The 22,598-nt window shown below is 60.6% G+C and carries 22 protein-coding genes; 3 read left to right on the forward strand and 19 right to left on the reverse strand.

Annotated elements, in window-relative coordinates; translation table 11 throughout:
• Positions 1-82: 82 nt before the first annotated feature.
• The 10 genes from CKA81_RS14955 to CKA81_RS15000 are packed head-to-tail and all read right to left on the reverse strand — an operon-like array spanning position 83 to position 12,207.
• Entirely contained in the window at positions 83-811 is a 729-nt protein-coding gene (locus tag CKA81_RS14955) for an SDR family oxidoreductase (RefSeq protein WP_128356006.1), read from the reverse strand.
• Entirely contained in the window at positions 808-1,587 is a 780-nt protein-coding gene (locus CKA81_RS14960) for a cyclase family protein (RefSeq protein WP_128356007.1), read from the reverse strand. The genes CKA81_RS14955 and CKA81_RS14960 overlap by 4 nt, the downstream gene beginning before the upstream one ends.
• Positions 1,588-1,600: 13 nt before the next feature.
• Positions 1,601-2,839 (reverse strand): SDR family NAD(P)-dependent oxidoreductase, encoded by a 1,239-nt coding sequence (locus CKA81_RS14965; protein WP_128356008.1) that lies wholly within the window; start codon positions 2,837-2,839, stop codon positions 1,601-1,603.
• Complete coding sequence (locus tag CKA81_RS14970; RefSeq protein WP_128356009.1) at positions 2,836-4,011, reverse strand: thiolase family protein; 1,176 nt, start codon at positions 4,009-4,011, stop codon at positions 2,836-2,838. The genes CKA81_RS14965 and CKA81_RS14970 overlap by 4 nt, the downstream gene beginning before the upstream one ends.
• Positions 4,008-5,639 carry an AMP-binding protein gene (locus tag CKA81_RS14975; protein ID WP_228255734.1) on the reverse strand — a complete coding sequence of 544 codons (1,632 nt, stop codon included), beginning with the start codon at positions 5,637-5,639 and terminating at the stop codon, positions 4,008-4,010. The genes CKA81_RS14970 and CKA81_RS14975 overlap by 4 nt, the downstream gene beginning before the upstream one ends.
• Positions 5,640-5,649: 10 nt before the next feature.
• Positions 5,650-6,144 (reverse strand): aromatic-ring-hydroxylating dioxygenase subunit beta, encoded by a 495-nt coding sequence (locus tag CKA81_RS14980; RefSeq protein ID WP_128356011.1) that lies wholly within the window; start codon positions 6,142-6,144, stop codon positions 5,650-5,652.
• Positions 6,141-7,466: an aromatic ring-hydroxylating dioxygenase subunit alpha gene (locus CKA81_RS14985; RefSeq protein ID WP_128356844.1), complete on the reverse strand. Its 1,326-nt coding sequence runs from the start codon at positions 7,464-7,466 to the stop codon at positions 6,141-6,143. The genes CKA81_RS14980 and CKA81_RS14985 overlap by 4 nt, the downstream gene beginning before the upstream one ends.
• 11 nt (positions 7,467-7,477) lie before the next feature.
• Entirely contained in the window at positions 7,478-8,455 is a 978-nt protein-coding gene (locus CKA81_RS14990; protein WP_128356012.1) for a PDR/VanB family oxidoreductase, read from the reverse strand.
• 20 nt (positions 8,456-8,475) lie between these two features.
• Positions 8,476-10,008, reverse strand: a complete 1,533-nt coding sequence (locus CKA81_RS14995; protein ID WP_128356013.1) for an indolepyruvate oxidoreductase subunit beta family protein — start codon at positions 10,006-10,008, stop codon at positions 8,476-8,478.
• A gap of 3 nt (positions 10,009-10,011) precedes the next feature.
• A complete protein-coding gene (locus CKA81_RS15000) occupies positions 10,012-12,207 on the reverse strand; it encodes an indolepyruvate ferredoxin oxidoreductase subunit alpha (protein WP_128356014.1) in 2,196 nt (731 codons plus the stop codon).
• Between the two features lie 230 nt (positions 12,208-12,437).
• Here CKA81_RS15000 and CKA81_RS15005 point away from each other — a divergent pair, with 230 nt between their 5' ends.
• Entirely contained in the window at positions 12,438-12,869 is a 432-nt protein-coding gene (locus tag CKA81_RS15005) for a MarR family winged helix-turn-helix transcriptional regulator (protein WP_228255735.1), read from the forward strand.
• Between the two features lie 178 nt (positions 12,870-13,047).
• Positions 13,048-13,935, forward strand: a complete 888-nt coding sequence (gene rpoH, locus CKA81_RS15010; protein ID WP_128356016.1) for an RNA polymerase sigma factor RpoH — start codon at positions 13,048-13,050, stop codon at positions 13,933-13,935.
• Positions 13,936-14,154: 219 nt separating this feature from the next.
• Here rpoH and CKA81_RS15015 read toward each other — a convergent pair whose 3' ends face one another.
• The 6 genes from CKA81_RS15015 to CKA81_RS15040 are packed head-to-tail and all read right to left on the reverse strand — an operon-like array spanning position 14,155 to position 19,360.
• The gene (locus CKA81_RS15015) at positions 14,155-15,330 is read right to left on the reverse strand and encodes an MFS transporter (protein ID WP_128356847.1); all 1,176 of its coding nucleotides are present in this window, start codon (positions 15,328-15,330) and stop codon (positions 14,155-14,157) included.
• A 36-nt stretch (positions 15,331-15,366) separates the two neighbouring features.
• Positions 15,367-15,969, reverse strand: coding sequence for an SCO family protein (locus tag CKA81_RS15020; protein ID WP_128356017.1), 603 nt, complete (start codon positions 15,967-15,969; stop codon positions 15,367-15,369).
• An 18-nt stretch (positions 15,970-15,987) separates the two neighbouring features.
• On the reverse strand, positions 15,988-16,878 hold the full coding sequence (cyoE, locus tag CKA81_RS15025) for a heme o synthase (protein WP_128356018.1): 891 nt from the start codon (positions 16,876-16,878) through the stop codon (positions 15,988-15,990).
• The gene (locus CKA81_RS15030) at positions 16,875-17,888 is read right to left on the reverse strand and encodes a COX15/CtaA family protein (protein ID WP_128356019.1); all 1,014 of its coding nucleotides are present in this window, start codon (positions 17,886-17,888) and stop codon (positions 16,875-16,877) included. Before CKA81_RS15030 ends, cyoE begins: the two co-directional genes overlap by 4 nt.
• A 5-nt stretch (positions 17,889-17,893) precedes the next feature.
• Positions 17,894-18,487 (reverse strand): SCO family protein, encoded by a 594-nt coding sequence (locus CKA81_RS15035; RefSeq protein ID WP_128356849.1) that lies wholly within the window; start codon positions 18,485-18,487, stop codon positions 17,894-17,896.
• 60 nt (positions 18,488-18,547) lie between these two features.
• Complete coding sequence (locus CKA81_RS15040) at positions 18,548-19,360, reverse strand: SURF1 family protein (protein WP_128356020.1); 813 nt, start codon at positions 19,358-19,360, stop codon at positions 18,548-18,550.
• Positions 19,361-19,394: 34 nt separating this feature from the next.
• Here CKA81_RS15040 and CKA81_RS15045 point away from each other — a divergent pair, with 34 nt between their 5' ends.
• The gene (locus CKA81_RS15045) at positions 19,395-19,601 is read left to right on the forward strand and encodes a twin transmembrane helix small protein (protein WP_128356021.1); all 207 of its coding nucleotides are present in this window, start codon (positions 19,395-19,397) and stop codon (positions 19,599-19,601) included.
• Between the two features lie 64 nt (positions 19,602-19,665).
• On the opposite strand, the gene CKA81_RS15050 is transcribed toward CKA81_RS15045, so the two are convergent.
• The 3 genes from CKA81_RS15050 to ctaD form a co-directional block, all read right to left on the reverse strand.
• A complete protein-coding gene (locus tag CKA81_RS15050) occupies positions 19,666-20,541 on the reverse strand; it encodes a cytochrome c oxidase subunit 3 (RefSeq protein ID WP_128356022.1) in 876 nt (291 codons plus the stop codon).
• A gap of 34 nt (positions 20,542-20,575) precedes the next feature.
• A complete protein-coding gene (locus tag CKA81_RS15055; RefSeq protein WP_128356023.1) occupies positions 20,576-20,800 on the reverse strand; it encodes a DUF2970 domain-containing protein in 225 nt (74 codons plus the stop codon).
• A 123-nt stretch (positions 20,801-20,923) separates the two neighbouring features.
• Positions 20,924-22,522 (reverse strand): cytochrome c oxidase subunit I, encoded by a 1,599-nt coding sequence (ctaD, locus tag CKA81_RS15060; protein ID WP_128356024.1) that lies wholly within the window; start codon positions 22,520-22,522, stop codon positions 20,924-20,926.
• Between the last annotated feature and the right edge of the window lie 76 nt (positions 22,523-22,598).

Consider the following 22,598-nt stretch of genomic DNA (forward strand, 5'->3'; position numbering starts at 1 on the left):
GGGTGATGCTTGATGCTTAAAGCAAGTAGCTTAAAGGGAGCCGGCCAACTTGTAAACAAGAAAGACAGCGTACCGAGATTCGCTAAATGGTGACTGAACTGACGCTTGCTCCTCCGCAAACATACAGGGTCTGTCCTGTAACGAAACCATTGGCCGGATCGGCAAAGTACATCACGGCGCGCGACACATCATCGGGGCGTCCCAGCCGCTGTACCGGGATGCCGCGCGCGATGTTTTGCTCGCGCTCGCTGCCGGCGGGAATGACGTCGTAAAACATGTCGGTTTGTATTGGCCCGGGGGCGACGACGTTGACGGTAATGCCTTTGGGGGCCAGCTCGAGCGCCCACGTGCGCGCCATGCCGATCATGCCTGCCTTGGTGGCCGAATAAGCCGTGCGGGTAGGCAGGCCCAGTGCGCCGCGCGAGGACATCAGCACGATGCGGCCAAACTGCGCAGCCTCCATGGCCGGAAGCACGGCCTGAACGATGGAGATGGCGGCGCCCAAGTGGATCTGGGTCAGGCCTTGCAGTTCTTGCAGCGTGACTTCGGGCAATAGATGCGGCCAGATGACACCGGCGTTGTGCACGACATGGCTTACCTCGTGCTGGCGCGCAAGCTCTGCGCTGGCTTGTGCGGTGGCTTCAGCGTCCAGCAAATCGACCAGGACGGAATGCAGGCGGGCGTGGGTGAAGTCTGGCGCACGGCGCGCCATTGAGATCACCTCGTAGCCGGCATTCAGCATTTGCCGGCAGATTTCGGCGCCGATGCCGGCGCTTCCCCCCGTGACGATGGCGGTATGGGGGCGGGTCATGGCGTCAGGGCCAGTACACGCAAGGGGCTGCCCGAGCCGCTGCGTATCTTCAGCGGTGCCGAGAAAATGACGGCGCCCTTGGGCGGCAACTTATCCAGGTTGGTCATGCACTGCAAGCCGTAGCGGTTGTTGCCGTGCATGAAATAGTGGCAGGGGAATGGTGGGTCCAGGTGCTGGGCCTGTCCGGTGTCGGTGCCAACCGACTCTGTACCGAAGCCGTGGACGTCCCGTTCCTTGATCAGCCATGGCACGACCTGGGCATCGGGGCCAGGCGAATGAGCACCATCTTCCTGCATATTGAGATAGTCGTTGGGCTTCTGGCGCTTGGACCAGTCGGTCCGCATGAAGACCCAGGACCGTGCCGGGATGCGGCCGTGTTCGGCTTCCCATTGCTCAACAAAGGGTATGGTCAAGAGGAAGTCGGGATCCTCGCGCGACTGAGCAGAGCAATCAATGACGCATGCCTCGGCGATGAAGGCTTCCAGCGGTATGGTGTCCACCGTGTTGTCGGGCTGGTCTTTGCCGCTGATCCAGTGCGCCGGTGCGTCAAAGTGCGTACCGGTGTGCTCGGACATGGAAAAGTTGTTCCAGTACCAGGCCGGGCCACGTTCGTCGTAACGCGAAATCTCTTCGATGCGGAATGGCCAGGCTTGGCCGAACTCCGGCGGCAGCACAATGGTGGGAAAATCGGGCGTCAGGGTCTCGGTAAGATCGACGATCTTGATCTGGCCTGAGACCAGTTCGGCCATGAATTGGGTTAGGACCTTGCTAGTCATGGTGTCTCCGGGGTTACAGAAGCTCGCGCTCGAGCCCTTTGGGGTTGTCTCGCAGGCGGGCAAGGAATTCTTTGGCGACGTCGCCGACATAGACGTCCTCGGTGCCTTCCTGCAAGGCCCGCACGATGGCCGCAGCTATCGCGGCCGGCGCAACGCGAGGCGGGGGCGTCAGTTGTTCCCACTCGTGGTCGACAGGCCCGGGAAATACGTTGATGACGCGGACGCCCGACTGCAGGAATTCGTTGCGCAAGCATTGTGCGACCGATAGCGCCGCTGCTTGCGAAGCCGACCATACCCCGCGCGAGGGGAGATTCATATGGGCATAGATAGACAGCACATTGACCCAGGCGACCGCATTATTGACGCCGTCGGCCGCGCGGGCCGCCATGCCGGGGCCGAAGTGCTGGGCCAGGCGCAGCAGCCCCAGGCAGTTGATATCCATCGCGTCGCGCGCCTTGTTCGTGTCGCGGCTGAACAATACGCCGCCATCGCGCTCGTATCCGGCGGTGTTCACAACGATATCGACTTTCCCGCCTATGGAACGCGAGATGCGTTCGACGGAGTCGGAGTCGCTGACATTCAAGTCTTGCACGTGGACCCGGTCATCGCCGCATAGCGCGTCAAACGCCGGCACTTTGCGCCAGGTTTCAGCATCGCCGGCGAACACCGCGCCGACTTCGGCCTCGAGCAACGCGCGGATGACTGCCAGCCCGATCGCCGACTTGCCGTCAGTAACCAGCACGCGCCGGAACTTGGGATCGCAGTGAGTTTCGCGCAGTATCTTGTCGTCTTGCATATTGGGGGTTGCCTCCTTGGGCAAAGCGAGCATGACGGCCTGGCCGCTACGGTCCAGCCGCAAGGACAGGCGCACGGTGTCGCCGTCATTACAGTCGCCATGGACGTGGGCCAGCACCGAGGGGCCGGCGCTCATGCGTACGGTACCGATGCGCCAGGGCAGGCGCTCGCGGAAAAACAAGTCGTTGCTGTGGTGCAGCGTAGTGCTTACGAGCAGTGTGCCCAGCGGATCGACGGCTTGCCAGCGCAAGTCGTCGGACAGGCACTGCGTGCAGAGCTCGCGTGGCGGGTACTGGACGGCATTGCATTGCTGGCAAACCTGCAGATCAAAGCGGCCCAGCGCGGCTGCGGCCGTCAGACCTTGGGCGCGCCGGCTGCGGGCGGTGGGCGGCCGTGTGGGTTGGCGCGTTCGGGCGACCGGGTTCTTGCGCGCTGGTTTGCGTAGTGCCTGGGTCATACGCCCCCCCGCGCCAGAAGAGCTGCGGCCGTGCAGATGCCTCGGTCGTAATTGATCATGCCAAAGCCGCTGACCAGGCCGACATCAGCTTGGCTGACTTGTGTGCCCCCGGCCTGATCGGTCAATTGCCGCAAGGCCTCCACCATCCCGAGATACCCGCCGGAGGCACCGGCCTGGCCCACCGACAACTGGCCGCCGTTGGTATTGAAGGGAAAGCTGCCGTCGACGGTAAAACTGTGCTCGCGCACGAATTGCGCCGCAGCGCCCTTCTCGCAAAAGCCCAGATCTTCGATTTGCATCATGTTGATGACGGGATAGTCGTCGTAGGCCTGCATGAAGTCCACATCGCCGGGTTGCACGCCCGCATGATCGTAGAAGGCGTCAACGTCCATGGCCCATCCGCCCCTGATCTGTATCGGGTCGTCAGGCCAGGCATTATGCCTTTCAATGGTGGAAAGCAGTTGCACGTAAGGCAAACCCAGGTCTTGCGCCTGGGATTCGTTCATCACCAGGAAGCCGTCAGCACCCGCGCAGGGCATGACGCAGTCGAACAAGTGGATAGGATCGGTAATCAGGCGCGACTCCAGATACTGTTGCAAGGACAGCGGCTTCTTCATCAGCGCGTGGGGATAGCGCAGCGCGTTATCACGTTGTGCCACACACAGCTTGCCGAAGTCTTCTCGGGTGGCGCCGGTTTGATTCATGTAGTGGCGTGTAAGCAGTGCAAAGCTGGCGTTGGGTCCGCCGGCGCCATATGGGTAGACGCCATCCTGGGCAAAGCGCGAGAACTGGCTGACGGTGTTGCGGAAAGAATCTACATGATTCGTATCGCCGGCGATGCAGGCCACAATGTCGGCGTCGCCCGCCTGGACGGCGCGCGCAGCGCGGCGCAGCGCTACCACGCCACTGGCGCCGCCCATGGGGATATGGTCCAGCCAGCGCGGCGACATCCCCAGATGCTGCACCAGTCCCACGGCGGTGTCCGGCGCCAGCGTAAAACTGGACACGCACATACCGTCGACCTGGTCCTTGGTGATACCGGATTGTTGCAGCAGCGCGCCCAAGGCCTTGCCAAGCCACCAATGGGCGCTGTCGATGGAGTAGCGCACATAGGGTATGGATACCGGCACGGTGGCGACTATCCCTTCGTACCCCATGCGCCGGCGCGTCATGCGGGGATCTCCTGGCGTTTCTTCAGGGAGCGGGTGTCTATGCACAGCGGTGTATCGGGCAGGCCATGCGCCAGTGTCTTCAGTGCACCACGCTGGATCTTGTTGGTCGCCGTAAGAGGCAAGGCGTCGACGAAAGCGATATAGCCAGGGGCTTTGTAGTAGGCCAGGCGGGTCAGCGTCCAGGACACGATGTCGCGCGCCAGGGCGGCTGCCTCGGCTGCGGTCGGCATGGGCTGCGTAACGATGCAGGCCAGGACTTCATCACCGCGGACCGCATCGGGCACCGCAGCCACCGCAACGGCCTTCACGGCAGGGTGCTGCCCCAGCACGCTCTCGACCTCGACGGCGGCGATGTTCTCGCCGCTACGGCGGATGACGTTCTTCTTGCGGTCGATGAACTGCAGGTGGCCTTGCTCGTTGCGACGAACGATATCGCCGGTGTGAAACCAGCCGCCTTGCCAGGCCTCCTGGGTGGCAGCCTCGTCTTTCAAGTAACCCGCAAAGAAGCCGTAACGGGGATCCGGCCCGGCGTGGCGGACCAGCAACTCCCCGGGGTCGCCCGGCAAGGCTTCCGCACCCGTGTCGCTAACCAGGCGTACCTGGACGTCGTCTTCTTCCTTGCCGAAACAACTGGTGCCGATGTGGCGCGGTTCTTTGTTGGCGATGATGACGGCGCCCGCTCCGGTTTCAGTCATGGCCCAGGCCTCGAGCAGTGGGATGCCGAAACGTTGCTCGAAGGCCTGGTGCAGGGCGCGATCTATTCCAGCACCGAAGCCGAAGCGAACGGCATGCGCCTGATCGTCGATCGATGGGGGCGCCTTCATCAGGATGGCTGGCATCACGCCCAGGTAATGCACCACGCTGGCTTGTGAATCGCGCACGGTGTCCCACCAGGTCGACGGATGGAAGCGATCGATCGCGATCAGGCACCCGCCTGTTACGACCATGGCCATGACCGAATAGGCCATGGCATTCATGTGTACCAGCGGCAAGGGGGTAAGCATGCGCTCGCGACCGGCTTGCAAGGCAGCCAACCCGCCTGCCTTTGCATACCATAGCCCGGCGTGCACAAAATATTGATTGGGCAGGATGCAACCCTTGGGGCGGCCGGTGGTTCCTGACGTATACAGCAGGGCGCACTCGGTGTCACTGCCAGGCGCTGCAAGGGTCGGATCGGCGGCGAAAGGCGCGGTGGGGGGCTGGTCGTCAGGGCCCATCAGGGCCAGGGGGCGCCCCGCTGCTGCGGCTGCACTGGCCAGGCTGGCGTGGCGTTCGGGCAGGGCGATGGCGACTGCGATCTCGGAGTGACCCACGAGATATTCCAATTCTGCCGCGCGCAATTCGGCATTGATCGGCACGACCGATACGCCCAGTGCATTCAAGGCAAACCAGTGCAGCAGGAAGGACGGGCGGTTCTCCAGCAGCAGGCCGGCTCGGTGGCCATGGCCATAGCCGGCTTGCTGGTACGCAGCCTTCAGGGCCAGTATGGACTCGTGCGCCTGCTGATAAGAGATCTCGCCGGCGGCAATATCGTAGATCTCCGCCGTTTCTGGCATGACGCATAGAAATGGCCGATCCGGCCAAGCCTGGACGGCCTGCAAAAATGTCTGATAAACCGTAGCGGACAAGGCTGCTCCCTTACATGAATAACTGGATGCTGCGCATGGCCGAGTCGCAATTGACCAAGTCCACACGCTTTTGCTTGATGCGCAACTGGCCGTTGTCATCGATTAACTGAAATGTGGACCAGCCCGCGTACAGGGTTTGTTGATCCAGTCGCGTTTCGATGTAGTGGAAGGCTGCCCTGATGGTGTATTTCCCCTGGGACGGCTGATGCCAGGCGTGATCGACCTCGATGGTGGGACGCTGCAGCAGATGGTGCGAACGACTTTTCGGTTGCTGAGAATACGTGCGCTGTCCGGTAAGCCGCTCGATGCGCACCCGCAGCAACAGTTTGTCTTCATACATCAATGAGCCTTCGAGCAAGGGGTCGGTTTGTCCGTGCGAAAGCGGCATCCAGTAATAGGCGTCATCGGTGAACAGATTCAGCCATTTCTCGTAATGCTGTTCATCAAGCAAGCGTGCTTCATCGTAGACAAAGTCGCTAAGCTGCTGATCGGTAAAGGCGGTCATGCGGACTCCTTCATGCTGGCTGTCATGTAGCGAGCCCAGGCTTGATACTGATTGCGCATCTGCCATTCGCTCGTGCCATTGACGACTTCGTTCTTGCGGCCGGGCTCGGTGGGATCGTACAGACGGGCCACATTGACCCAGTCGCGACCGCGGCTGTGCAAGCCATGTTGTGAGCGCTCGTAGACCTCGTGATCGTCGTGGCCGACGACCGAGGTGGGCGCATTGATCAGGCGGTTGTACATCAGCGTGCGCTCCAGCAGTTTGTCGGGCGCGCCTACGAGCCGGAAGGTCCAGGATTCGACCAGGGTTTGCCGGGCCGACAGCGGCTTGAAGATGCGCAGCGTCTGAATCGGACCCTTCACCATGATGTTGGGGAAATAGGTGGTGTTGTGCCGGGTGTTGGCCAGGATCTCGTGGGCGCGCTCCTTGCCATAGGCGGCTTCCATGGCCTCCATGTAGCCGGGAACTTCAGAGTACGCAGCATGGATCGAGTTATGTACCCCCGTATGACCGTGCCCGTTCTCCCATACCCGTATGCCCATGCCCTCGAAGAATTCGTAGGGGGAAATAAACGGCGCGAACTGTTCTACCGCCATCGGTTTGGGGGTGCCCTCCGGCGCCTCTTCCCAGACCCGCACGGCCGTCCCGGCCGATGACTCGTGTGCCACCATAGGATGGCAGGTGTCGGTCTGGTTGTCGACCAGCATTTTCCAGTTGCAGTCGTGCAGATAGCGCAGCACGCCGCCGGCCACTTCGAGCTGTCCGGCCGGCGATCGGTCAACCATGTTGTCTATGGTCGATAGAGATTCACCGAAGAACTCCTCGAAGGACAGGCCTTCCGGGTTCAGACGGCAGAAGACAAAATCGCGGTAATTGTGCACATCGGTCACGGCGGCCATGCCCTGGCTGGCTTCGCATTCATTGAATACTTCGGGGTCATAGCCTTTTTTAAGGGGGATGGACAGCAGCTTGCCGTCGGTCTTGAATGTCCAGGCATGGTAGGGGCATCGGAAGAACTTTCCGGTGTTGCCGCAAACATCGCCAGCAACCATCACACCCTTGTGCGGGCAGCGGTTATGCAGCACCTTGATGGACTTGTCGGTGTGCCTGACCATGACCACGGGTTGGTCGCCCACGGTGGTGGTGTAGAAGTCGCCCACGTTGGGCACTTGACTGGCGTGCCCCACATAGACCCAGGTGTTGGCAAACAAATGCTCCATCTCCAGCTCGAAAAGCTCTTCATTGATGAAGATGTCCTTGTGTACCTCGGTGGGCCGTATCAGTGCTGCAACGGCGTCGGGATTATTGCGATAGCTCATGATGCACCTGTCGGTCAAAGGTCCAATACAAGACGGTCGGAATGAGAGCGCGAAATGCAGATCTGCATGACATCGTTTGCGGCGCGCTCATCGTCGGATAAGTAGTAATCACGGTGGTCGGGCGTACCTGCCAGCACGGCAACCTGGCAGACACCACACTCGCCGCGGCGGCAGTCGAACAAGGGGTCGCAGCCGGCCTCTTCGAGCACCTCCAGTATGGTTTTGTCGGCCGGCACTTGCAGGACCTGGCCGGACTGGCGCAGCTCGATTTCAAAGGCGCGGTCGCCAAGCTGGGGCGTGGCATTGACGAAAAGTTCGAAATGCAGGTGGTCCTGGGGCCATTCGCGACTGCGTGCTTCTTGCAATACGGCGTCAATCAGGCCCTTGGGGCCGCATACATATAGATGTTGCTGCGGCTTATGGCGGTCCAGCAGTTGGGCTAGCGGCAAGTGTGTAGCCGGATCGTCATCGGCATGCAAGGATAAATGCGTGCCATGCTGCATGGCGAGCGCTTCGATGAAGCCCATCTGGCTCTTGCTGCGTCCGTAGTAATGCAAGTGGAAGGCCCGGCCCTGGTGTTTCAGTGCTGCAGCCATCGAAGCGATCGGTGTGATGCCTATGCCCCCGGCAATCAACACAATGGCGGCTTCGTCGGCTTGCGCCTGATGCAGAGCAAAGTCGTTACGCGGTCCCTGCACCTGCAGCGTATCGCCGACCTGCAGGCCATGCATGTAGCGCGAGCCGCCGGTGCTGGGGTCTTCCAGCCGCACGCCTAGCCGATATTGTTGCGGGGTGTCGAAAGAGGCCAGGTCGTTGTCTAGGCAAACCAGCGAGTAACAGCGCGGCTCAGTGAGTCCGGGGATATTTACTTTCAGGTGGGCGCCGGCGCTGAAGGGCGGTAGCGGTTGGCCGTTGGCGCTGGCAAGCGTCAGGGACCGGATGGCCGGCGCCACGGCCTGGATGTCGACGATGTTCAGGAGTAGATCAGCCATTGGGTCTCTTGGTTCTTGGGTCAGGTAGGTGAGGCGACGATGTCGCGCATCAGCAGGTCCAGCTTGTCGCCATGCGTATCGGCCAATGCCGCCTCGCGCAGCACGCGCAACTGGCTGGCTGCATCGGGGCGTCCGAGCAACTGGCTGGCAGCCAGGCCCAGCCGCTGGTACTTGCTATTGCCGCGTTCGTGCGTGTCGCTATAGCCCTTCACCAGCCGTCGGCAGTTCACCACTTCCACGGCCAGGTCGTAGTCGTGGTGTGCGGTGTCGGAGACCAGCTTGAGCCACTGCGCCATGCTTTGCGACTCGACTTGATGGCGCAGCGTAACGCGCCGGAAACGGCGCATCCCGCTCAAGGCATAAAGCATCAGGAAGCCGCTGAGCGTGCCGCTCTTCAGGAAACGGCCCTTGCGGAAAAGGGGGTTGAGCAGGCGGTGCAGCTTTGGAGAGTTTTCGATGTAGCGGCCCATCCTGGCAGGCAGGATGCCGCAGATCTCGTCCAGCCGGGGGTGCATGTATTCGGTGGCATAAACCAGCTGATCGGCTTTGGCTTGCACTTCCATGCGCACCCTGTCGTCGCGAGTGCCGCGGGTTTTCAGGTCTGCCACGCGTATGACATCGTCGTAGGCCATGGCCACGGCGACATAGCGCGCTGCCGCACAGGTCAATGCCCACGCCTTGGCTTCGCCGCCGAATTGCCGGTCCAACTGGTGAATGTCACGCATGTGGCCCAGGTACTGGTCGGCGTAGCGCAGATCCTGAAAGTCCAGTGTTCGCCGCAAGCCAACCACCATCATGGCTTGCGCCTGTACCGGAAACTGTGCGCGGACTTCGTCCAGCAAGCGCTGGGTACGAGGGCTGGCGGCGGTAAGCGGCACCTCCGGTATGGGACGCTGCAGGTCCACAGGCGCAGGCGATGGTGGGGCGGTTTCGGCCGCGCGCCACCCGCGCGAGAATGCATCCAGGCTGGCGTCCACCCCCAAGCCGGCACGTCTTATTGTGTTTTCGAAATCTTCGCGCGAGAACGGCAGCACCGACGCGCCAGCCAGGGCGCCAAACATGCTGGCGCTGATCACGCTGCGGGCCTCGTCGGCCAGCGCCTGCAGGTCCAGGCAATAGAACCGACGCGCGGCCTGTTTGCCGGCCTCGATGACTTTGTTCGGATCCGCAATACCATTGCCGTGTGCGGCTTTTTCGTTAATGGCATAGCTGCGGTGCAAAGAGGAAATAAGGGTGGTGCGATCGGGCGTTACCAAGCCGCGCTGTATTGCACGTCCTCCCTCCATCAGCTCAGCGGCCAACACAATGTCGACATCGCCCGGGGTGGGCATCATGGCCAGTACGGGCGGACGGCCCGCCGCCTTGATGGCATCTTCCGGCAAGAGCTCGACATAATAAATGGTCGCGCCAGTGCGTTGTGCCACGCCGGGCACCGAGGTGGTCTGCGCCCACCAGCCTGCATGCTCGGCCATATCGACGATCCAGTCGGCCAATACCCCGCCGCCCTGTCCGCCCATGGCGAGAATAGCGATTTTGATGGGATCCATGGTCATCTCCTACAAAGCCTGCCGCGCCAATTGCGTCTGACGCCGCCGTTGCAGGAAGCCGATAACGCTGCGCCGCATGCCGGCCTTGAGAAGATCCCAGCGGTTGGGGTTGTGGATGATGTCTGCACGATAGAAGGATGGGCACAGCACCGCCGCGTGCGCGACTTCCCCGCAGTTGCCGCAGCCCACACAGGTGTTGTCGACGTAGGCGATAGGATCTTCCTTCAAGGGATCTTCGCTCTCTTTTACTGACAGCGACGGACAGCCGGACAGCCGGATACAGGCGTGATCGCCCGTGCACACATCGGGATCGACGCCAAAACGCTCCTTGACCGCACGCTTGCCGGACTTGACCGCCTGGGCGAATATCGGTTTGGTGCGGCGCTGCTTGTTCAGCATGCATTCCGATTGCGCGATGATGACCTTGGGGCCTTTCTCGGGGGTGGTCAGCGCTTCTTCTATGGTGGCTTGCACTTTGGCGACGTCGTAGGTGCGATCCAGCGTGCGCAGCCATTTCACGCCTACACCGCGTACCGCGGCCTCGATGGGGTTGTTCGTGGACTTCGTGGCGTTGCGGGCTCGGGACGAAAGCACATCCTGGCCGCCAGTGGCCGCCGAATAGTAGTTGTCCACGATGATGATGACGCCGTCGTATTTGTTGAAGACGGCATTGCCTATACCCGACGACAAGCCGTTATGCCAGAAGCCGCCATCGCCCATGATGGATATGGGACGCTTGGACGAGGGCACGTTAAAGGCCGCAGCGCTGGATGCGCCCAGGCCGTATCCCATGGTGGTGGCGCCCAGGTTGAATGGCGGCAGAATCGAAAACAGATGGCAGCCGATGTCGCAGGCGATGTGGTGTTCACCCAGCTTGTCCTGCGCCAAGGTCAAGGCGGCGAAGATGGGGCGCTCCGGACAGCCAGTGCAAAAGCCCGCCGGCCGTGGGGGGACAACGTTTGCCAGACTGGGGCTGGGGGCCGGCACCACCGTGGGCTTGCGCTGGAACTGCACCACTTGTTCTTTCATCAAGGGCTTGCTGGCGGCGGGCGCGTCAGCCACTTCATGCAGCAGGCCTGGGCTGTGCTTGCTCAGGAAAGCCTGCAGGCCGTCGCGGATCACTGCAGTGGTGTATTCGCCCGCCAGCGGCAATACGTCCTTGCCGGCCAGCGCGGTATCCATGCCGGCCTGGCGCAAAATGGTGTTGAGGTTTTGCTCTATGTAATTTGGCTGCCCTTCTTCGATCAGCAGCACCGCTTTCTTGTGCTCGCAAAATGATCGGATCTCGTCATCCACAACCGGGTAGGTCACGTTCATGACATACAGCGGTATGCGGCTGTTGCCGAAAGTATCAGCCAGCCCCAATAGCTGGAGCGCGCGGATCACGCCGTTGTACAGACCGCCTTGCAGAATCAGGCCGAGTTCGCCGTGCTCACCGTCAAAGAGTTCATTCAGCTTGTTTTCTTTGATGTATTTAATGGCTGCCGGCCAGCGCGCCTGTATTTTTTCATGCTCGTGCTGGAAAGAGGCGGGCGGCAGGACAATGCGGCTGGTGTCCCGCACGGGGTTGTCCAGCGCCTGGCCGAGGCTGAGCGGCGGACGCTTATTGTCTTTGGCGATGAAGCGGCCATGCACATGGCAGCCCCGTATGCGCAACTGCAGTATCACCGGAGTGTTGCTGGCTTCAGACAACTGGAAGCCGTCCTCCACCGCTTTCACCATGCTTTCCAAATTGGGTCGAGGGTCCAGCAGCCAGATTTGCGATTTCATGGCGAAAGCATGCGTGCGTTCCTGCATGATGGAGGAACCCTCGCCGTAGTCTTCCCCCACCACGATCAGCGCGCCGCCTGTCACGCCGCCCGATGCCAGGTTGGCCAGGGCGTCAGAGGCAACATTGGTGCCCACTGTGGACTTCCAGGTGACCGCACCGCGTATGGGGTACATCACCGAGGCGGCCAGCGTTGCGGCGGCCGTGGCCTCGGACGCGCTGGCTTCGAAGTGCACGCCCAGTTCGTCGAGGATTTCTTGCGCGTCGGCCAGAACGTCCATCAAGTGCGATATGGGCGAGCCTTGGTAGCCCGCAACGTAGCCGACGCCGCATTGCAACAGCGCCTTGGTAACCGCCAGAATGCCTTCGCCGCGGAACTCTTCGCCCGCGCCGATGCGCAATTGCTGTACTTCTTTCTTGAACGAGCGTTCCGCCATGGTGCCTCCCGGCCGTCTATCTTGAAGCCTAAAGCTTCTGCTGCAGAGCTAAAATATGAATATTCATATAAAAGTGAAATTTAATAGATATAACAGTTGCTTGGGTATAAGTAATTACCACTATTAGGCCTGGGGGTAGCGATGTTTACGGTGGTTTCCGGCTACTATATCGGGCATCGGGCCGATAGCCGCGGATGGCTGCTGGAGGCGCTCTTGAAAGGAATTGGTTGATGCAGTCCGGCGAACCCACCCGCTTCGTACACCGTTATCTTGCTTCCGTGCTGGCCCAGGCCAGCCACCGTATCTCAGCCGAATTCCACGTGGAAGTGCGCAAGGCCGGCCTTACCGTGACCGAATGGCGAGTGCTGGGCAGCCTGATTGAGGGCGAAGGCGAAACTGTGGGTACCCTGGCCGAGCTGGCCGTTACCAAGCAACCAACGCTAAGCAAGGTCTTGCCGCGTCTGGAAAGCCAGGGCTACATCCGTATGCGGACGTCCCGGGCCGACCGCAGGCAGACGCTGGTAACGATTACCCCCAAGGGTGCGCGCCTCATCAGCGGCCTGTGCGACCGCGCCATGGAGCATCAGCGCCGCGTATTGTCCAAGCTGGATGCCGACCATGCTGATCGGTTGGTCGATATGCTGCGCGCCATCATTACTTGATGTCGCCATGGGCCGGCCAGCCGTCTGCGGCTCGACACTTGCTGACAGGGCAGGAACTTAGCGCCGCTGAGGCAGTCCAATATACAGTTACTTGCTCAGCTACTTTTGGTATTAGCACTCCGCTGTTCAGAGTGCTAAACTTACTTACCATCCGCTATTCAAGAGGATCGCTTATCCGATGACCCATAATTCGCATTCTTTGACCCTGACCAGCAATCAGTTGGCCATGGCGATTTCGAATCCGGGTGCCTTAGGTACGATCGAAGCGTACATCAGCGCGGTAAACCGCCTGCCCATGCTTACGCAGGAAGAAGAAACTGCGCTGGGCAAACGTCTGCGCGACGAGTCCGACCTTGACGCCGCCCGTCAACTCATTACGTCTCACCTACGCCTGGTGGTTTCCATAGCCCGCCAGTATCTGGGCTACGGTCTGGCGCACGCCGACCTTATCCAAGAGGGCAATATCGGCCTGATGAAGGCCGTCAAGCGCTTCGACCCCGAGCGCGGCGTACGGCTGGTGTCGTTTGCCGTCCACTGGATCAAGGCCGAAATTCACGAGTACATCGTGCGCAACTGGCGGATGGTCAAGGTGGCCACCACCAAGGCGCAGCGCAAGCTGTTTTTCAACCTGCGCCGCATGCGGCCCGACGGCCAAACGCTAGATCCCGATCAGGTCAACGAGATTGCGCGCGAGCTTAACGTGCGGCCCCAAGACGTCAGCGAGATGGAAGTGCGGATGTCCGGCCGCGAGATGGCCCTGGAAAACAGCGGCGACGACGACGATGACAGCTTCGCCCCTATATCCTACCTGTCGGACGACGGCCAACAAGAGCCATCGCGGGTGCTCGAACGCCGTGCGTACGATGACTTGCAGGGCACGGGGCTGGAAGACGCCCTGACATCGCTGGATCCACGCTCGCGCCGCATTGTGCAGGCGCGCTGGCTGCAAGACGAAGGCGGTGCCACTTTGCACGAGCTCGCAGCTGAATTCGGCGTGTCGGCAGAGCGAATTCGGCAGATCGAGTCCGCAGCGTTCAAGAAGCTCAGGTTGGCGCTTACCGAATAGCGCCATCGCCGCGCGGCGGAAAAGAACTATTACATATCCGTGGCGTGGCCGGCGAACTTATTTGCATACGATGTGACTAAACAGCATAGACAATGGGTTTGCATAGCGATGCGCGAGCCATTCGTCTCCGTCCGCTTCGGCTTCTCCTCTTCCCCTCCCTATTGAAGCGGATGTTCTATGGGACACCTACCAAGGTGTCCCATTTTTTATGCCCCGCGCTTATGCCATGGCCGGCTGCCGTATCGGCCTGGTTTCCTGGATGGGCAGATTGACCAGGGCGGCAGCAACCGCCAGGGCTGCGTCCGCCCACCAGATCCACTCATAACTGCCGAACGACACGAGGGCTACGCCGCCCAGCCATGCCCCGAAGAAGCCGCCGATCTGGTGACTGAGCAGCGTCAGGCCAAAAAGCGTTGCGAGATAGCGCGTGCCGAAGATTTTGGCGGTAAGGCCGGCGGTCGGCGGCACGGTTGCCAGCCAGGTGGCGCCCAGCGCAGCAGCAAATATATAGAAGGTCCATGGCTCTTTCGGTGCAGCCATGTAGATAAGTATTGCGACGGCGCGGGATGCATACATCCAAAAAAGTATCATCTTCATGCGTACGCGCGTACCGAACGCCCCGGCGGCCAGGCTGCCCATGACATTGGCCAGGCCGATGATGGCCAGCGAGGTCGACGCCACGTTGGCGCTCAAACCGCATAAATTGACCTCGCCCGGCATGTGGGTGACCAGAAACGCGATATGAAAGCCGCAAGTGAAGAACCCTGCATGCAAGCACCAGTAGCTGCGATTGCGCGAGGCAATTTTCAGTTGCCCGCGCAGCGACAAGCCGGGTATGGCGTCGTCATGGTGGACAGGCTTGTGCTTGTTGCCACGGAGCCACCAAGCCATGGGCGCGGTAGTCAACGCCAGCACCGCCATCATCCACATGGCGTGCATCCACCCGAAGGCGGACATCACGGCCTGGTTCAGCGGGGCAAACACAAACTGTCCCATGCTGCCACCGGCATTGATGACGCCCCCGGCAAACGAACGGCGCTCTGCTGGAATGCGCTGGGCGGTGGCGCCGATAAGTATGGAGAAGCTTCCGGCCCCAGCTCCGGCAGCGCTTAGCAAGCCCAGAGCGAAAATCAGCCCAAATTCGCTGGTGACCTGGGTGGTCATCACGCAGCCCGCGGCCAGCATCACGGCGCCCAGCACAATCACGCGCCCCGGACCCCAGCGGTCCGCCACGGCGCCAAATACCGGCTGCACAGCGCCCCAGACAAACTGCCCGATCGCCATGGCAAAGCTGATGCTGGCAATGCCCAGGCCGGTGTGCTCGTTCAGGGGGAACATGAACAGACCCAGCGACTGCCGGGCCCCCATTGTCACCATCAGGATGGCGGCCGCCATCAACACGAAGAACCAAGTGCCGCGGTGTGTCACGGGTTATAGAAGCTGGCGGATGTCGTGAGCGATGTCTTGCGCGGAGGAGTTGCCGCTGGCCAGTACGCGCGCTTCGCCTTGCTGGTCAAGAATATAGAAAGACGAGGCGTGGTCCATGCTGTACTGCTCTGGCGTTGCCCCGGCGGACTTGGCGTAATAGGTTTTGAAAGACTTGGCTGTGGTACTTAATTGCTCGGGCGTGCCGGTCAGGCCGACGAAGCTGGGGTTGAAAGCCTGGACGTAGGCGGACAGCACTTCCGGCGTGTCGCGCGCTGGGTCTACGCTGATCATGATGACCTGCACCTTTTGGGCGTCGTCGCCCAACAGCGTCATGGCTTGCGAAAGCTCTGCCATGGCCGTGGGGCAAACGTCGGGGCACTGTGTGAAGCCGAAGAAAATGACAGCCACCTTGCCCTGGTAGTCGGCCAGTGTGCGCACCTGGCCCGAGCCATCTTGCATGGCCATGTCTTGGCCTAGCTTGGTGCCGCTGATGTCCGACCCCTTGAACTGCACGTCCTTCTTGCCGCAGGCGGCCAACAGGCCTGTTACGCCGATGGCGCCAGTCAGGGCAAGCAGGGCGCGGCGTTTACTGGAATACACAAACATGAGACTTCCGTAGGAGGATCAGAGCAGTCTGATCCAGTGATCGAGGAGCAAGGCCGCAAAGAGCAGCGACAAATAAAGAATGGAGAATCGGAACAGCTTGCGGGAGAGCTCGTCCGAATAGGCTTTGTACAAACGCCAGGCATACATCACGAAAAGGCCGCTGAGCACTACCGCCGACACCAGGTAAAACAGGCCGCTCATGCGGACCACATAAGGCAGCAGGGTGGCTGCGAACAGCACAAAGCTGTATAGCAGGATATGCAGGCGGGTGAATTGTTTGCCGTGGGTAACAGGCAGCATGGGCAAGCCGGACTTGGCGTAATCGGTGTTGCGATACAAGGCCAGCGCCCAGAAATGAGGTGGCGTCCAGATGAATATGATCAGGACCAGCAGCCAGGCTTCGGCCGGGACCGAATTGGCCACCGCGGCCCAACCCAGAGCGGGCGGCATGGCGCCGGACAGGCCGCCGATAACAATGTTTTGCGGCGTAAGCGGCTTGAGCACCATCGTATAGATGATGGCGTAACCGACGAAAGTCGCGAAGGTAAGCCACATGGTCAGCGGATTGACCAAGTTGTACAGAACCACCATACCCAGGCCGCCCAGCACGCCCGACAGCAGTATGACCTGCATGTTGCTGATCGTGCCGCGAGCGGTAGCGCGCCTGGCGGTGCGCAGCATGCGAGCGTCGATTTCCTGTTCGATCAGGCAGTTGACGGCAAAGGCCGCTGCCGCCATCAGCCAGATGCCGATAGTGCCAGCGATGACCGGGCGCCAGTCAGGCAAGCCAGGGCTGGCCAGGAACATGCCAATTACTGCACAGAACACCGCCAGTTGCGTGACGCGTGGCTTGGTCAGGACAAGATACTGTCGCAATAAAGGTTGGGTGGGGGCGGTTGCGGTAGTCATGTTGGTATTTTAGCCCCTTGGGCACGCGATAGGCGAACCAGCAGGGTGACGCTGGCCAGCACCAGGCCGGCAGCGCCGCCGTTATGCAGGACGGCGATCAGCAGGGGCCACTGGAAGAAGATAGTCGTCAGTCCGGTTGCCAGTTGGGCAAACAGCAACAGCAGTACCAACCTGGCCGGGCCGCGCAGGCCCGGTTCTGACATCATCTGCCACGCCAGGGCGGCCAGATAGGCAAACACAATAAACGCGAAGTTGCGGTGTACCCAATGGATAGCGGTCAGCGCATGCTGCGAGATCATCTCGCCCGATGGCAGCACGCCCAGCCCACGAAACAGCGAATAGCCACCTTCAAAATCCATCTCGGGCAGCCACTGGCCATGGCAGGTGGGAAAGTCCATGCAGGCCAAAGCGGCATAATTGGTGCTTACCCAGCCGCCCAGCGCAATCTGAACGAACAGCAGCGCAATCCCGCCCGCCATCCAGGGGCGCCAGCGCTGCGCTGCGGGGCTGATCGGGAGATGCGATTTCTCGCGCGCCGCCAGCCAGGTCATCAAGGCCAGCAACAGCATGCCGCCCAGCAAATGGGTCGTCACGATGATGGGCATCAGCTGGTGAGTGACTGTCCAGGCGCCGAAAGCGCCTTGCACGCAAACCGCGATCAAGGTCACCACGGCCAGCCGTGGCGTTTGCCCCAGCTCGCGACGATATCGCCAGGCCAGATAAACGATCCCGATGATCATCATGCCCAGTATGGAACCCACGTAGCGGTGGATCATTTCGATCCAGGCCTTGGAAAAGCTCACGGCGCCATAAGGCATGGATTCCAATGCCTGCTCGATGTGTCCGCTGGCGCCCAGGGGCGTCACCTTGCCGTAGCAACCGGGCCAATCGGGGCAACCCAGGCCCGAGTCGGTCAAGCGCACGAATGCGCCGAACATGATCAGATCCAGAGTCAGGAACCAGGTAAGAAAGACCAGCTTCCGGTAGCGCTTGCGTAGTTGTTCAGTCATTCAGATCAGCCTATGCGCGAGGCCTTCAGCAGCTTGCGGATATCGTCGCGTACAGAGATAGGATCCGCATCAGCGGGAAACTCCATCATCAGGTTGCCCAGCGGGTCGATGACCCACATCGGGGCGGTCAATGCAGCCTGGCGCTCGGCGGGTCCCGCCTTGGGCGCCAGGAAGGCGGCGAGCTGTTCGGGATCGGCGCGCAGCATGTTGTAGCCGCGATAGGCCTCCAGAATTTGTTCGGGGATGGGTTCGTCATCCGTCAGGAACCACACGCGTGCCAGGCGTTCCACGTTCTTGCCCTGGCTGGCGTGAGAATTGCGCAGGATGAACAGCTTCTTTACGCAGGCCTCATCGCAGGCGCCGCTGTCGGCGGTAACCAGCAGCCACTGGCCTTTCAGGCTGGACAGATCAAACGGCTTGCCGTCGCGGGTTGTGAGGGGCAGCGCGCTGGCCTCTGGCATGGGGCGTTGGGGTTCGACCAGCGTGCCGTAGTTCGTCATCTCCTGCGGGCGCAAACCCAGGGACGGCACATAATAGGCAAGCAAGGCAAAAACGACGGGCGCGAAACAAACCAGCACGATGAGGTACAGCGGCCACATCGGGCGTTGCTTGCGTGCAGGAGGCGTTGTGTTGGGGTTATTGCTGACCACGATGATTCCTTAAAGGGTTTTCGACGCGCTGATGCGGCGTCGAATGGCGCGCCAAAGAACGATTAGCCAGGCGATGGCCGCGATGGTGGCAAAACCGAACCACTGCAGGGCATAGCCGCGGTTCTTATCCGAGTCGAGTGCCGGCTCGGGCCATTCGCGTACTAGTGGATCGTTCTGTCCGGCGCTGCCGGAGGCGGGTCCAGTCTGGGCCAAGACGGTCGGCATGAATTTTAAGCCCGTTGCCCCGGCATAAGCGGAAATGGCAAGGTTCTGTACAACGGGAATGCCGCCTTCGGCGTCCGGGACCCGTGCAGGCAGTTGGCCGACGCCCTCATCCGACCAGGACCAGAGCTCAAGCAGCCGCGGGACATGTTCAAACAATTCTCCGGCTACCGTGGTCTGGCCGTGCACTTCCGGAATTTCGGGCAAGGCCGCTTGCGATGCCCCCAGAGCCGCCTCGCGTGGCAGCCAGCCGCGCAACACCAGTACGGCAGTTGAAGAAGCATCATCCAGCATCAAGGGCGTGGCAACCCAATAGCCGGGCCGCCCTTGATGGTTGCGGTTTTGCAGCAAGACCGTCAGTTCGGGGCGCCAGATGCCGGTCGCTTGAGCGGGCCGCCACGGAACCAGGGCTGCAGCCGGTGTGTCGCCGCGCAGCGACACGGGGGCCTGGCTGCGTCCGCTGTCGATGGCCGTCTTGATGGCATCACGCTGGGCTGCCCGGCCCAGCTGCCAGTTGCCCAGCGACACACACACCGCTGCCAAGGCGCCCAACAGGATCAGGGCGGCGAGCGTGCGATAAAACGTGTGAGGATGTGCCATGTCTGCAATAATTCAGGTTTAACCGGAGGCCGCTATGCGCTTTATCGTAATCCTGGCGTTCCTGGGCATACTGGGAAGCCTAGCCTCTGCGCTTGTCTATCTGATGCGTGACAAGGGCGGTACGAATCGCACTGTGAATGCGCTGACGGTGCGCATAGGGCTATCGATTGTCCTGTTCCTGTTCGTGCTGTTTGCCCACCATATGGGCTGGATACAAAGCACTGGTATTCCCACCCAGTAAAGAGGCAGAAAAAAGGCCGGCAGGGCCAGCCTTTTTTACGTGGTGGCCGTTAGGGGCCCAAGCTTTAGAACCAGTATACGAACAAGTACAAGCCCAGCCAGACGACGTCCACAAAGTGCCAGTACCAGGCGGCGCCTTCAAAGCCGAAGTGCTGATCTGCCGTGAAGTGACCCTTGAGCAGGCGGAACAAAATAACGGTCAGGAAGGTGGCGCCCAAAATAACGTGGAAGCCATGAAATCCGGTAAGCATGTAGAACAGCGAGCCATAAGCACCCGAGTCGAAGCGCAGATTCAGGTCGGCATAAGCATGCATGTATTCGTAAGCCTGGCACAGCACGAAGGCAAAGCCCAGGAACACGGTGGCGGCCAGCCAGAAGATGGTCTTGCCGCGATTGTTCGCGCGCAGCGCGTGGTGCGAGATCGTGAGGGTAAGGCCGGAAGTCAGCAGCAGCGCGGTGTTGATCGTGGGTAGCCAGAAGGGGCCTACCGTCTTGAAGGACTCGACCACGCCGGCAGGGCCGAAGTTGGGCCAGGTGCCTGCGAAGTTGGGCCACAGCAATGCCTGGTGCTCGAGGTTGCTAAGCGTAGGCGTGGTGATTTCGCGGGCATACCAGAGCGAGCCAAAGAAAGCACTGAAGAACATCACTTCCGAAAAAATGAACCAGGCCATGCTCCAGCGATAGGAGTGATCCACCCTGACGCTGTTGATGCCTTCTTCGGATTCGCGTATGGCGTCGCCGAACCAGCCGTAGAGCACAATAAAGAGGCACAGGATGCCGACGAGGAACAGATAGAAGCCGAAGCTGTAATCGTTGATCCATAGTGCGGCGCCCAGCAAGGTAGCCAGCAAGCTCAGGCTTGCGCGTACCGGGTGGACTGAGTCGGCGGGCACGTAATAGTAAGGTGCCTCTTTGCCCTGAGCCAAGTGACTTGCACTCATGGTGTTCTCCTGCGAATGTTTGAATTAAGAATAATTAGGTCAATTTGCCTACGAACCATCCGGCAACCAGTACCAGTCCTACAACGAACACGATAGTAGCCAGGATGCCCGCGATGATCAGGTGCACAGGGTTCAGGTTGGACGAGTCGTCCGAGTAACCCTTGCCCTTGCGTACGCCGAAAAATCCCCAGCCTACCGCACGCAGCGTCTGAAAAAAATTCAGCTTGCGGCGTGATGAATCTTTAATGCTTTTGGTCATGTATCAGCCACCCAAAGCACCGCCCTTGGAAAATGCCCACACCATGATCAAGATGACGACGATGACCAGGGCGATGGCTGTGTTGCGATTTTTCCGGCGTTGCTCGGGTGTCATGTTCGGACCTTACTTGACGACTGGCGGCGTTACAAAGGTATGGAAGGGGGCCGGCGAGGGTACAGTCCATTCCAGGCCGGTCGCACCTTCCCAGGGTTTGGCAGGAGCCGGAGCACCGTGGCCCCTCCAGGCTTTAACAGCCAGCCACAGGAAGATCAGCTGCGAGAAGCCGAACCAGAACGCGCCTATGGTTGCAATCTCGTTGAAGTTGGTGAACTGGGCGGAGTAGTCCGCATAACGACGCGGCATGCCGGCCAGGCCCAGGAAGTGCATCGGGAAGAACGTGATATTGAAGGAAATCATGCTCATCCAGAAGTGCCACTTGCCGAGGCGCTCGTCGTACATGCGGCCCGTCCATTTGGGCAACCAGTAGTAGGCGCCCGAATACATGGCAAACAGCGAGCCGGCCACCATCACGTAGTGGAAGTGGGCAATGATGTAGTAGGTATCGTGCACCGCGATGTCGATAGGCGCGATGGCAACGATCAAGCCGGTAAAGCCGCCAATGGTGAACACGAAAATGAACCCGATGGCGTAAAGCATGGGGGTTTCAAATGTGAGCGAGCCGCGCCACATGGTGGCCACCCAGTTGAACACCTTCACCCCGGTCGGAATGGAGATAAGCATGGTGGCGTACATGAAGTACAGCTGTCCAGTCACTGGCATGCCGGTGGCGAACATGTGGTGCGCCCACACCAGGAATGACAGGATGGCAATGGCGGCCGTGGCATAAACCATGGAGGCATAACCAAACAGCGGCTTGCGGGAGAATGCCGGTACCACTGCCGAGACGATGCCGAACGCCGGAAGAATCATGACGTAGACTTCGGGGTGGCCAAAGAACCAGAACACGTGCTGATAAAGGACGGGGTCACCGCCGGCTGCTGCGTTGAAGAAGCCGGTGCCGAAGTGGCGGTCGGTAAGCAGCATGGTGACTGCGGCAGCCAACACCGGCATGATCGCGATGAGCAGGTAAGCCGTGATGAGCCAGGTCCAGCAGAACAAGGGCATTTTCATCATAGTCATGCCAGGTGCGCGCATATTGAGCACCGTGACGATGATGTTGATCGCGCCCATGATGGACGAGGCGCCCAGGATGTGAACCGCGAAAATGGTGAAGTCCATGCCGGGGCCCATTTGCAGGGACAGCGGCGCGTACATCGTCCAGCCGGCGGCATTGGCGCCGCCCGGCACGAAGAACGAGACCGTGAACAGGATGGCGCCGATGGGCAACAGCCAGAAGCTGAAGTTGTTCATGCGCGCAAAAGCCATGTCGGACGCGCCGATCTGCAGCGGAATCATCCAGTTGGCGAAGCCCACGAATGCCGGCATGATGGCGCCGAAAATCATGATCAGGCCATGCATGGTGGTGAACTGGTTGAATAGTTCTGGCTGGAAGAACTGCAAGCCGGGCGAGAAAAGCTCGGTGCGCAGCAACAAGGCCAGCACGCCGCCTTCCAGCAGCATGCAGAACGAAAACAGCAGGTACATCGTACCGATGTCTTTGTGGTTGGTGGCAAACAACCACCGACGCCAGCCGTGTGGCCGGTGGTCGTGGTCGTCGTGTCCGGTGCTGGCCGGGACGTGATCGGCAGTAACACTGCTCATGGTGGACTCCTTCCTACTGAACCGGGTCGCTCTATGGAGCAGCCCGGTAATAAACGTTCAAGTTTGTTTTACACGC

The organism is Pollutimonas thiosulfatoxidans (assembly GCF_004022565.1).
In the GTDB taxonomy this organism is placed as follows: Bacteria; Pseudomonadota; Gammaproteobacteria; order Burkholderiales; family Burkholderiaceae_B; genus Pusillimonas_D; species Pusillimonas_D thiosulfatoxidans.